Below are 12,010 nucleotides of genomic sequence, written 5' to 3' on the forward strand. Positions count from 1 at the left end.
GTTGCGCTCGTAGTTTACTCCTGCTCTTCCGCCAGAGTTACTCACTCTTGCTCTCCTGCCAGACGCCCTTGGCCTTCAGGCCATCGGCCACTTCCTTGGGCATATAGCGCTCATCATGCTTGGCGAGCACGCTGTCGGCAACGAAGACCCCGTCCGGGCCGAAAGCGCCCTCGGTGATCACGCCCTGCTCTTCGCGGAAAAGGTCGGGCAGAATGCCGGTATAGATGACCTTGACCGATTTGTGCGTGTCGGTGACCGAAAAGCCGACCTTTGCGCCTTGCCCGCGTTGGATCGTGCCTTTTTCGACCAGTCCGCCTAGCCTGATGCGCTGGCCAGGCTGAACGCTGGCGGTGGTCAGGTCGGCCGGCATGTAGAAATAGGACACCTTCTGGCCAAGCGCATAGAAGGTCAGCCCGGTGGCGGCACCGAGGAAAGCCAGTCCGCCCGCGATCACCGATAATCGTTTCTGCTTGCGCGTCATGTCTTACTCTACTCCGTCGCCGTCAGGCCAAGCGAGGCGGCAAAGGCGGTGATTTTTTTCGCCTCGTCACTGTCGGCTCCAAAGACGGCAATGGCGCGACCCAGCGCCTCGCGCGCCTGATCGGCCTTTCCCAGCACGACATAGGAACGAACGAGCCGCATCCATCCTTCCGGATCACGCGGATTTTGTCGCAGTTTGTCGTCGAGACCAGCGACCATCGTGTTGATCATGGCTTCCCGATCCTGCGGCGACATCGAGGATGCGGCATCGATATCGCCGGAATCGGGACCATTCGTGGTCCCGCCTGAGGCAACTTCGGGGCTGCCGGACTTGGCCAATGCCTGCTCGACCGCACCGCGCCACGGCGAATCCGGCGGCAGCTTGCCCAGCATTGCCTGCCAGGCCGTGGCTGCCTCCTTGGCGCGGCCCTCCTGGGCCAGTGCCATGGCCAGGTAGAAGCTGGCCTTCGCATTGGCCGGGTCGAGTTTCAACGCCGCCTCGAAGGCATCCTGGGCATCGGCCGAGACAATGCCGCCCGCCGCACCGGCGATCGCCTCGCCAAGACCAGCCTGGCGAACGGCGCTATCGCCGTCAAGGCGGATGGCGTTGCGATAGGCCGCCGCCGCGTCGGAAAAGCGCTGCATGCGCAGATAGACGGGCGCGAGTACATCCCAGCCCCTGCCATCGGAAGGATTGGCGGCAAGATGGGCTTCAGCCCGCGCCACCAGTTCGTCGACCGAACTGTCGGCCGGATTCTTGGCCAACCGCTCGCTGAGCGGTTGGGACGGCAAATCGGGTGAGCCGAGCTGACTGTAAAGGCCCCAGCTGACCAGCGGCACCACCAGCACGGCCGCGGTTGCCACCAGCCTTGCCGCGACCGCCGCTCGGCCAACGGATGCCGTGCCGGCCGAACTATCGATGCGAAGGATGCGGCGGGCGATCTCGGCGCGGGCCTCAGTCGCTTCCGCCGGCTGGATCAAGCCACGCGCTGCGTCGCGGTCGAGCTCGGACAACTGGTCGCGATAGACTTCGAGATCGTGATCGCCGCTCGACGACGCGCCCTTCGAGCTGGCGGTCAGCGGCAGCAGCACCGCCAGGCTCGCACCCAGCGTGAGAATTGCGGCTATGACCCAGAACAGCATGGTTCTTCCAATAAAGGCAGAGCCCTGCCCTGCCAACAGATGCATCCTGCGACGCTTTGACGGAATCGGCGCCAGGCGCCGACCGCCGGCAGACGGTCAGGTCAGCGGCGTCCAGCTGCCGTCGGTGTTGCGGCAAGCGGTTCCACGTGCCGTGACCCCGGCCCCGCCGGTGAACACCGTCTGCGTGTACTGGCGGCAGTCCTGCGAACCGACGCGATAGGGCTGTGCCGGAACCACCTCGCCATAGCGCGAAGCCTGGGCGCCCTTCCATGCCACCTTCTGGCCACTGGCGGTATATTCAAGCGCCTTGTATTCAGCCTCGAGCGCACTGCGCTTTTCAGCCTCGCTGAGGCCGGCGCCGATCGACCCACCGATGAGGCCGCCGCCCATCGCCGAAATGATCGTCGTGGTCACCTTGCCGCTGGAAGGAGGCGTCGAGGCCGGTGTCACTGCTATGGTTGGCCCCTTGCCACTCAAGGTGGTGCAGCCGGAAACGGCCACCAATGCGGAAACAAGCGCGACGCGAATCTTCATGCCAACAACCGGTTTTCTTGAGTTGGAGCCTGTTACGGATGAGCCCGGGGGCCGCGTCATCGGAGAAGTCGGCGTGCCCATAGTATTGATATTTGTCGGAAATTTGGCCGCTGGTCGCTGCGGGACCAATCGACATGCCGCCAATAACATCTTCCGTCCCTCTATGTCGATTGGCCCTGGTGAACATCACTGAAGGCTCCGCAATCGCACCACCGCCTTCAATCCGCCCATGCCGGACCGTTCGAGCGCCAGGACGCCTCCATACTCGTTGACGAGGTCGGCGACAATGGCCAGCCCCAGACCTGTTCCCGGCTTCGTCTCGTCCAGACGCCGTCCGCGCTTCAGCACCTCGCGCGCCTTGTCCTCGGGAATGCCTGGGCCATCATCCTCTATGCCGATCTCAAACAGGCCGGCCGGATCGTCCTTGCCGGTCAAAGGCACGACCGAGACCAGAACCGCGCTCCTAGCCCATTTCATCGCGTTTTCGAGCAGATTGCCGAGCAATTCCTCAAGATCCTCGCGCTCACCGGCAAAGACGATTTCGGTCGCCGGCACCGACAGCGACAGGTTTGTCTGCGGATTGAGCTTCTGCAAAACCCGCACCATGCGCTGCACCAGCGGCGTCACCGGTGTGCGGTAGACGACGCTGTCGCGTTGCGCCGCGACACGGGCGCGCTGCAGATAGTGCTCGACCTGCTTCTGCATGGAAGCGGCCTGCTCGGCGATCAGCTGTCCCTTGGCGCCGCCAAGCGCCCGGCCCTCGTTGAGCAGCACCGCGAGCGGCGTCTTCAGCGAATGGGCGAGATTGCCGACCTGGGTTCGCGACCGCTCGACGATGCGCCTGTTGTTTTCGATCAACGCATTGGTTTCGTTGGCAAGCGGTTCGATCTCGGCAGGGAACTGGCCGTCGAGCCTTTGCGCGGTACCCTCGCGCACCATGGCAAGCGCATTCCTGACCCGGCGCAGCGGCTGCAGGCCGAGCAGGATGGCGATCGCGTTGATGGCGATCATGCCGACGCCGAATAGGCTGAGATAGGTCAACAACCGGCGCTGAAAAGTAGCGATTTCCTGTTCGAGTTCGCTCTGGTTGCCCATGACGCGGAAACGCGCGGCGCGGTTCTTGGAATCGAGAACGAATTCGCTCTCGAACACTTCGAGCTGCTCGCCATCGATGCCTTCGGTCGGATAGCTGCGCTGGAAGCTGGCGTTGAACGGGACATCGGCAACGCTCGGCGACGGGATGTTTTTCAACATCGATGAAGAATGAAGATCGCCGTGCACGCCTTCCGAGGCGGGCTCGACCGACCAGTACCAGCCCGAATTCGGCTCCGAGAACCGGAGATCGCCGAGGTCGGGCGCGCCGGTCAGCGTACCGTTGTCGGAAATACCGATGGAGCCGATCAGGTTGAACAGATGCGCCGAAAGCAGGCTGTCGAAGCCGCGCTCGCTGGCCTGGCGGTAGAGCGTGGTGATCAGAGTGAAGATGACAACGAGCGTCACGATCGCCCAGACCGTGGAAAAGGCGATGACACGGAACGTCAGCGAACGCGGCCACAAACGCAGCGAAAGCGGCGTCCTTGCGGTTGGTTTGAGCGGTTCCGAGTTACGCCTCCGGCTCACGCATGCGGTAGCCCATGCCACGTACGGTTTCGATCATGTCGATGCCCATCTTCTTGCGCAGCCGCCCGACAAACACCTCGATAGTGTTGGAATCGCGGTCGAAATCCTGGTCGTAGAGATGCTCGACCAGTTCGGTGCGCGAGACGACCTCGCCCATATGGTGCATCAGATAGGCAAGCAGGCGGAATTCGTGCGATGTCAGTTTCAAAGGCACGCCGTCGACATCGGCTTTCGACGCCTTGGTGTCGAGGCGCAGCGGTCCGCAGGTCAGTTCGGACGAGGCGTGGCCGGCAGCGCGCCGGATCAGAGCCCGTAGCCTCGCCAGCACCTCCTCGATATGGAACGGCTTGGTGACATAGTCGTCGGCGCCGGCATCGATGCCGGAGACCTTGTCGCTCCAGCGGTCGCGCGCGGTCAGGATCAGCACCGGCATCTTGCGGCCGCCCCGCCGCCAGCGCTCGACCACACTGATACCGTCCATCTGCGGCAGGCCGATGTCGAGCACGACGGCGTCATAGGGCTCGGTGTCGCCGAGGAAATGGCCTTCCTCGCCGTCGAAGGCGCGGTCGACGACGTAGCCGGCGTCGACCAGCGCATCCGATATCTGCCGATTGAGATCCTTGTCATCTTCGACGACGAGTACGCGCATGCGGAGTTCGATACCTGTTGAAGGACTAGGGTCAGATATAGGCCGATTCCGGCGGCCTGGGAAACGGAGGTCTGTAAAATGGAAGAGTGGGTCAGTTCAGTGGAACGACGATTTCGGAACGGCGCGGACGTTGTCCATCCTTGCCCGGAACGAGCACGACGATGACGCAGACCGGCTGGCCGCCGCGTGTCGATTGCGAGGCCTTGGCCAGCGTTCCGCCATTCTGTTCGGCCACCTGCTGGCCGATCGCATAGCAATCGGACGCGGCCAGTACGATCGGGCTGGCCTGATCGGGCGCGATGGCCGGCATCGCTGTCGCCTGCGACGCAAACAGCCCGGCTGCACAGAGCGCCAGTGTCGCGGTTCGGAAGTGGGAGCGAAGCGTTTTCATGGTCGGCGTTGTAACGCATCGGTGCTGAACGTGAAATGAACAGTGAACGCCGCTGAAAACATCCTCGCCACACCCCTGCAATGCGAGACAGTCAACCTGGGATTTTACCGGCCCACCCGGCAAATCCCGCGAAAGCCCAATCTAGACTCCGTTTCGACCAGATTGAAAGCGCGTCAGGCATTTTCCTGCGTCAGCGCGCGAAAACGCAGCAGCCCGTGATGCACGAGGAGGTCCTCGTCATGGCGGGCCTCGGTGAATTCGAGCGATAGTCGTGTCTGGCCGTGGGGGCCGATCACCAGCACCGCATCGGCGAGCCGCGCCTTGATGGCGTCCATGATGGCAAACGTTTCGGCTTCCCCCTGGGCTTTCGACCAGACGTGCAGCGTGATCAACTGATCATCGTTGTTCTCGGCGCCCGTGTCCCCGTCAAAGGCGGAAGTCTGGCCGCAGGTCACGTATGGAAAAGCGGCATTGTCGGTTGCCCGTTCGAGCAATCCGGCACCGCCCAACAATTTCGACAGCGAGGCATCGCTTTTCAGCCTCAGAAACAGTGCCTGCTGCAAATCGCCGGGCGCGGTCATCGTCCTTTTCCCCTAACCGTTGTGCTTCCTACCATTACCTCTCGGAAGCCTGTCCGTGTTCTGCATACTTTGTCAGATATAGTCATTCGCCGCGCAGAGGCGATGGCGATTCGTCATCGGACTGATGAATGCTGATACGACTTTGCCAACAACGTCGTCAGGGCGCGCGGCGCGGCGTTGGGATCTAGGCAAGATTGGCCGCGTCTCGGTGAGGTTTGTTTTGCCTGACATCATCTGCCCACGCCTCTGGACATCAGTTTTCGGATAGCGGGCTTGTTCCAGCCGCATTTGAAGGCCAGTATCGGACGTGCCTTCAAGGTGTCCGCTGCGGTCCCACTGTGACGGAACGTGACGCCATTCCGTCGAGCCTGGTCGATGGCCCGGAGCGCCGGAGCTTTAGCTGGCCGGCGACACCCCTTTACCCCAGTCAGCCACTGCGATCCTCGAAGGCGATGGCGGCTTTGCATGAAGTCGCGAAAGAGAGACGTGACCAGTCTCCAGACAAAAAGGCGGGGCTTTTCCTTGGGAGGCAGCCCACGAGCGGGGTTTGCCGAAACCAAAGCAAGATGCGAGGTCGAATGCGATGCAGTCTACCCACCACAAAACCCCGGTTTCCATCATTATTCCGAACTACAATTACGCACGTTTCCTTGAACGTAGCATCGACAGCGCCCTGGAGCAGGACCACGACGACGTCGAAGTCATCGTCGTCGACGATGCATCGCAGGACAATTCCACGACCATCATGAAATCCTACGGCGACAGGATCCTCGCTTGTCCGCGACGAAAAAATGGTGGGCATGCGGCCGCCTTCAACACCGGCTTTGCTGCAAGCTCGGGCAGAATCGTCCTCTTCCTCGACGCCGACGATTATCTTTATCCGGAAGCCGTCTCCAGGATCGTCGACACCTGGGACGCGGCAACCGCCCAGGTGCAATCCAGACTGCACATTGTCGATGACCGGCAACGCATCAAGGACGTCTTTCCGCCGCCGGAACTGCCCTTCGACAGCGGTGATGTCATGCCGAAACTGCTGCGCAAGGGGCGCTACCAGACGACCGTGACCAGCGGGCTGGCCTTTGACCGGACGACCCTGGAATCGATCATGCCGATTCCGGAACCGGATTTCCGCCAGGGCGCCGACGGCTATCTTGCGACGCTGGCGCCGCTCTATGGCCACGTCCAGTCCATCGATGAATGTGTCGGCGCCTACCGGATCCACGGCGCCAATCATTCGGTTTTCGGTGAAAAGCTCGCCGAGAGGGCACGCTGGCGGGTAGAGCACGATTTCCACCGCATGGCGGCGCTGTCGGACCAGGCATCGCAGGCCGGCCTGACGGTCGTGCCGGCAGACGTCGTTCGCCATGATCCGGTCCACCTGGAAGAACGGCTGGCGTCGCTCTGCGCGGACAGGCACCGGCATCCCGTGGCCGAGGATTCCCGGCTGGCGCTTGCGGCGGCGGGCGCCGTCGCCAGCCTCGAAATGACGGCGTCCTTGCGCCGCCGCGCCGTGCTTGCCGCCTGGTTCCTGTCGGTCGGCATGCTACCGCGGCAAATGGCCATGGCGGTGCTGTCATGGAAGCTCGACGCATCGTCCCGACCAAAATTCCTTGCCCGCCTGTCCAGGACAATCCGCCGCGCGATGGGGTAGCCGGAAGCCCTTGTGGGCGAGATGTCAGGCAGGATGGGAGGAGCGCTTTGCCCGAAGGTCTCAAGCGAGCCTACGCCACGCTTTGCCTTCTCACTGCGCCGCGTTCGTCCGGTTCACGAAGCTTCGCACCGCCAGCACCAGCACGGTGATGATGATCAGGATCACCGAGAGTGCAGCAATCGCAGGATCGATGTTGTCACGCAGGCCCATCCACATCAGCCTGGGCAGGGTGATGGCGTTGACCGAGGTGATGAACAGCGTGACGCCGATCTCCTCCCAGGACAGCACGAAGGACAGAAGTGCCGCGGTGACGATACCGAATTTGATGTTGGGCATGATGATGCGGGTGGCGCGTTCCCAAACCGAGGCGCCGAGGCCGCGCGCGGCAAGGTCGATGCGCCGGTCTAGCTGGCTGAGCGAGACCAGCATCAGCACTGTGGCGAACGGCACCGTCATCACCGAATGCGCCATGGCGACACCAAGCCAGGTGTCGTAGCCGAAGAACGAGCTGAAACCCGAGATCGAGGTGAGCAGGAAGTAGAGCGTGATCGCCGAGACCACCGGCGGCACCACCATGGGCAGCAGCACGAAGCCGACAAGCGCCGCGGTGAAGCGCGGCTGGAACATCCACACGCCGAGGCTGAAGCACAGTGCCAGCACGGTGGAAAAGGCGCTGCTGACGATACCGATGCGGATGCTGAGCAGGATCGATTGGAGCCAGCGCGGATCCTCGACCAGCGCCCGGTAGTGGCGCAGCGACAGTTCGCCCGACGGCATCGCCAGCATGCGGCTCGGCGTCAGCGACACCGGGATGACGGCGAGCAACGGCATCAGCAAGAATAAAGCCACGAAGGCGGCGATGATCAGGGAGACGGGACCGGGGCGATAGGTCGGCATCAGATCAACTGCTTCGGTCTGACATAACGGAACAAAAGCGCCATCAGCGCGCCGACGAACAGCACCAGGACCACGCTGATGGCCGCACCCAGGCCCCAGTCCGGGCTCTGGAAGATCCTGAGATAGATCAGCTCGGCAATCATGACGCTGCGGCCGCCGCCAAGGATCGCCGGCGTGACGAAGAAGCCGAGCGAGAAGACGAACACGATCATCGCCGCTCCGATGATGCCGGAGCGCGTCATCGGCACGAACACCGTCCAGAAGGTGCGCATGCGGCTGGAGCCGAGCCCGCGCGCTGCCAGCAGCACGCGGTCGTCGAGGCTGCGCATGGCCGATGCCAGCGGGAAAACGGCGAAAGGAATGAGGAAATGCGTCATGCCGACGATGACGCCGAATTCGTTGCGCACCAGCGCCAGCGGTTCGGAGATGAAGCCGATCGCTTGCAGCCAGGTGTTGATCAGGCCGCGATTGGAAAGCAGCGCCACCCAGCCGAAGGCGCGGGTCAGCACGGAAATCCAGAAGGGTACGAGAATGCAGAACTCGGCGATCAGCCGCTGTGCCGGGGTTCCGCGTACCCAGACGACGGTGATGGCGTAGGCAGCGGCCACCGAAACCACGGTGACGATCGCCGCGATGCGCAGCGTGCGGATGAACACTGACTGCACCAGATCGTCGGTGAGCAGTGCATTATACTGGCCGAGCCCGGGCGTCGGCAGCGTAAAGCTCCATTTGACGACGCCGAGGAACGGCCAGGCATAGGCCAGGACAAGAAACAGGAGCAGCGGCGCCATCAACAGCGCCGCGCCCATCCTGTCGGAGAGGTAGGATCTCATTTCGACCCGATTACCCCGGCCCTGGTCAGGCCGAGATGATCTTGGTGTATTCGTCGAGCGCCGGTCCATAGTTCTTGGCGTACCAATCCATGTCGAGCGCGATCTGCTTCTTCATGTTCTCGGGATCGACCGGGTTGATGCGCTTCTTGTCGGCCGGGATCAGCGCGTCGGCAGCCGGGTTTGCAGGACCCTGGCCGAGCTTGTCGAACATGACCAGCTGCTTTTCCGGGTCCTGGGCGCTGGCGATGAACTTCATCGCCGCATCCTTGCCGCCGGGATTGCCCTTGAGCACGGCGAGCGCACCGGGCGAGATCAGACCCTGGTCCCAGATGAACTTGATCTTGCCGCCCGAGTCCTGCTCGATCAGCGAGGCACGCGTCGACCAGACGATCGCCATCGAGGCCTCGCCATTGAGCAGCACGCTCTGGCTTTCGGCGCCGCCGCCCCAATAGGCCACGACGTTTTCCTTGAAGGCGGCGATCTTGTCATGCGCGCGCTTGAGATCGAGCGGATAGAGCGACGCCGGCGCGATGCCGTCGGCCAGCAGGGCGGCCTCCCAGCTCGACACGCCCCATTTGTAGAGCGAGCGCTTGCCGGGGAATTTCTTCACGTCGAAGAAATCGGCCATGCCGGTCGGCGCGTCCTTGCCGTATTTTTCGGAATCATAGGCGATGACATAGGAGAAGAAATAGGTCGAGGCGGCGTATTCCCAGCCAAAGCCCTCGCGCATCTTCTTCTTGTCGACGATCGCATAGTCGATCGGCTCGAGAGCGCCCTGCGCGCCGAGCGTAATGGCCGAGAACGGGTCGACGTCGACGAGGTCCCAGGTCGGCGCGCCGCTCTTGAACTGCGCGGCGATGGCGCCTTCTGTCGGGCCCGAGCCGTCCATCTTGACGGTGATGCCGGTGTCCTTGGTGAAAGCCTGGCCGTAGGCGGCGTCATAAGCGGTGATGGCGTCACCACCCCAGTTGACCAGCACCAGTTCCTTGGCCTGCGCGAAAGCACCGGTCGAGCGCAGCAGCATCGGCGTGCCGGCCAGTACGAGTCCCGCCAGCTGCGTGAACTGCCGGCGCGAGATTTCGCCGCGGCCTGCCTTGGCGGACAGGCTTTCGATGGCTTGTTTCTTGGTGTCGCCAGTCTTTGAATTGCTTGTCATGTCAGTTCCCCTTTTTTGTCGTTGATAGTACCGGAAAGCGGTGGTGGGCATATCTCGCCACACCGTTCGTCATTGTCCTCCATGCGGAAGGAGGAAACCCTTTTCCGCCGGCCAGGTGAGCCAGACGGAATTGCCCTTGCTGAGGGCGGCGGCGGCCACCTCGTTGGGCACCGAGACCGTGACCTTGGCGCCTTGCCGCGTCGTCAGGTCAAGCCGTGTTGCCGCGCCGAGATAGGTGGAGTTGGTCGCTGTCGCGGCAATGCCGTTCTCGCCGGCTGCCGCCTCGCCTGATATCGACATGTATTCGGGCCGGATCGCCAGGATTGCATCGCCGCGCACCGCCTCGGCCTTGCAGCGCATGCTGACCGCGCGGTCTTCGCACAGGCCAGTCGAGCCATTGCCGGACGGGCGCACGCCCTTCAGCGGCAGCATGTTGATCTCGCCGAGGAACTCGGCGACGAAGCGGTTGTCCGGCCGGTCGTAGACCTCGTCGGGCGCGCCGACCTGCAGCAGTTTGCCGTGATTGAAGATGGCGACGCGCGACGACAGCGCCAAGGCCTCGCTCTGGTCGTGGGTGACGAAGACGAAGGTGGTGCCGGTCTCCTGGTGCAGCCGCTTCATCTCGGCCTGCATCTGGCCGCGCAGGCCCTTGTCGAGCGCCGAGAAAGGCTCATCGAGCAGCAGCACGCCCGGTTCGAACACCAGCGCGCGCGCCAGCGCCACGCGCTGCTGCTGACCGCCGGAAAGCTGCGCCGGCAGTTTTTTCTCGTGGCCCTTGAGGCCGACGCGTTCGATCATCTCGCCGACACGGCGCTTGATGTCGGCCGCCGCTTTCTTGCGCACCTTGAGTGGGAAGGCGATGTTGGCTTCGACACTCATATGCGGGAACAGCGCGTAGCCCTGGAAAACCATGCCGGCGGCGCGTTGCTCGGCCGGCCGGTCGGTGATGTCGACGCCGTCGCTGAACAGCTTGCCCTCGGTCGGCTGCACGAAGCCGGCGAGGATCATCAGGAAGGTCGTCTTACCCGAACCGGACGGCCCGAGCAGGGTCAGGAACTCGCCACGGCCGATATCGAGCGACAGATTGTCCAGCGCACGGAACGAGCCGAAGCTCTTGCCGATCCCGATTGCCTTGATCTCTGCGGCACGGCCGGGTTGCTGCATACTGCCCTTTCCCTAACGCTTGTCGAAATCGTAGGGCAGCGCGCGGCCTCACCGCAACCGAATAGTTTTCGCCGGACCGGCAAATTCCATTCATCTGTCCAATCGATGACGCCCGTGGTCGGCCATGCCCTTGGCATTGCTCTCCGCGAGTTTCGATCGCAGCCATCCTGCAAATGCGTCAAGCACCGGATGCGTCGCCTTGGCATGTTCGGAGACCAAGAAGTAGGAGCGCGGCGATTTGATCGCGATGTCGAACGGACGCACGAGCCTGCCTTCGGCCAATGCCTTGCCGCTGGTCAGTTCGTCGCCCATGGCCATGCCCTGGCCGGCGATCGCGGCCGAGAAGACGAGATTCATGTCGGAAAAGAAGATGCCGCCCTCTGTGTCCGGGTTTTCCACCTTGGACAGGGCCAGCCAGCGCGCCCAGTCCTCGGTATCGCCGAGATGTAGGAGATTGGCGCGCAAAACGTCGGCTGGCTTCGAAAATCCACCAACCTTGTTGAGCAGCGTCGGGCTGCACAGCGGCGTGAAGGAGATCTCGCACAGAAGCTCGACCGCCCGGTTCGGCCAATTGCCGACGCCAAACGCTATGAAAGCATCGGCCTCGGCATTGCTGACATCGTCTAGCCGTCGCGGCGTCAGAATGCGCAGCGCGACATCGGGGTACATCTGGCGGAATTCGCCGATATGGGTGCACAGGAACAACGAAGCGAAGCCCGGCGTGCAGCTGACACTGAACGAGCCGCCAACGCCGGTGCCGGCATGGCGCGTCACCGCGTCACCCAGCACGGTCAGCGCCTTGCGCACGTCGCTGGCGTAGCGCTGGCCAAGACGCGGAAGCGCCCCGCCCTTGCCGATTCGTTCTAGCAGATCGAAGCCGAGATCGCGCTCCAGCAGCCGAAGCTGGTGGC

13 protein-coding genes are annotated in these 12,010 nt (G+C 63.1%); 1 reads left to right on the top strand and 12 read right to left on the bottom strand.

All coding sequences use genetic code 11. The features are described 5' to 3' along the window. Positions 1-37 precede the first annotated feature (37 nt). From ccmE to NKJ06_RS05665, 7 genes are all read right to left on the bottom strand, one after another. Entirely contained in the window at positions 38-481 is a 444-nt protein-coding gene (gene ccmE, locus NKJ06_RS05635; protein WP_352626825.1) for a cytochrome c maturation protein CcmE, read from the bottom strand. 8 nt (positions 482-489) lie between these two features. Further along, the gene (gene ccmI / locus NKJ06_RS05640) at positions 490-1,623 is read right to left on the bottom strand and encodes a c-type cytochrome biogenesis protein CcmI (RefSeq protein WP_352626823.1); all 1,134 of its coding nucleotides are present in this window, start codon (positions 1,621-1,623) and stop codon (positions 490-492) included. Between the two features lie 96 nt (positions 1,624-1,719). After that, a complete protein-coding gene (locus NKJ06_RS05645; protein ID WP_352626821.1) occupies positions 1,720-2,157 on the bottom strand; it encodes an RT0821/Lpp0805 family surface protein in 438 nt (145 codons plus the stop codon). 186 nt (positions 2,158-2,343) lie between these two features. Continuing rightward, entirely contained in the window at positions 2,344-3,777 is a 1,434-nt protein-coding gene (locus NKJ06_RS05650; protein WP_352626819.1) for an ATP-binding protein, read from the bottom strand. Next, positions 3,761-4,426: a response regulator transcription factor gene (locus NKJ06_RS05655; protein WP_023812809.1), complete on the bottom strand. Its 666-nt coding sequence runs from the start codon at positions 4,424-4,426 to the stop codon at positions 3,761-3,763. The genes NKJ06_RS05650 and NKJ06_RS05655 overlap by 17 nt, the downstream gene beginning before the upstream one ends. 91 nt (positions 4,427-4,517) lie before the next feature. Then, entirely contained in the window at positions 4,518-4,817 is a 300-nt protein-coding gene (locus NKJ06_RS05660) for a hypothetical protein (protein ID WP_352626816.1), read from the bottom strand. A 173-nt stretch (positions 4,818-4,990) separates the two neighbouring features. Then, on the bottom strand, positions 4,991-5,398 hold the full coding sequence (locus NKJ06_RS05665; protein WP_352626814.1) for a DUF3168 domain-containing protein: 408 nt from the start codon (positions 5,396-5,398) through the stop codon (positions 4,991-4,993). Between the two features lie 583 nt (positions 5,399-5,981). On the opposite strand from NKJ06_RS05665, the gene NKJ06_RS05670 reads away from it, so the two are divergent. After that, positions 5,982-7,049: a glycosyltransferase family 2 protein gene (locus NKJ06_RS05670; protein WP_352626813.1), complete on the top strand. Its 1,068-nt coding sequence runs from the start codon at positions 5,982-5,984 to the stop codon at positions 7,047-7,049. 90 nt (positions 7,050-7,139) lie between these two features. Here NKJ06_RS05670 and NKJ06_RS05675 read toward each other — a convergent pair whose 3' ends face one another. The 5 genes from NKJ06_RS05675 to NKJ06_RS05695 all read right to left on the bottom strand — a co-directional run. Next, on the bottom strand, positions 7,140-7,946 hold the full coding sequence (locus NKJ06_RS05675; RefSeq protein WP_352626811.1) for an ABC transporter permease: 807 nt from the start codon (positions 7,944-7,946) through the stop codon (positions 7,140-7,142). Beyond that, positions 7,946-8,779 carry an ABC transporter permease gene (locus NKJ06_RS05680; RefSeq protein ID WP_352626809.1) on the bottom strand — a complete coding sequence of 278 codons (834 nt, stop codon included), beginning with the start codon at positions 8,777-8,779 and terminating at the stop codon, positions 7,946-7,948. The genes NKJ06_RS05675 and NKJ06_RS05680 overlap by 1 nt, the downstream gene beginning before the upstream one ends. Before the next feature lie 25 nt (positions 8,780-8,804). Further along, entirely contained in the window at positions 8,805-9,935 is a 1,131-nt protein-coding gene (locus NKJ06_RS05685) for an ABC transporter substrate-binding protein (RefSeq protein ID WP_352626807.1), read from the bottom strand. Between the two features lie 69 nt (positions 9,936-10,004). Then, positions 10,005-11,099 carry an ABC transporter ATP-binding protein gene (locus tag NKJ06_RS05690; protein WP_352626805.1) on the bottom strand — a complete coding sequence of 365 codons (1,095 nt, stop codon included), beginning with the start codon at positions 11,097-11,099 and terminating at the stop codon, positions 10,005-10,007. Positions 11,100-11,189: 90 nt separating this feature from the next. Next, positions 11,190-12,010: LysR substrate-binding domain-containing protein (locus NKJ06_RS05695; protein WP_352809334.1), on the bottom strand; the 821-nt coding region annotated here is incomplete at its 5' end.

The sequence above is a fragment of the Mesorhizobium sp. M0293 genome, from assembly GCF_040321735.1.
In the GTDB taxonomy this organism is placed as follows: domain Bacteria; phylum Pseudomonadota; class Alphaproteobacteria; order Rhizobiales; family Rhizobiaceae; genus Mesorhizobium.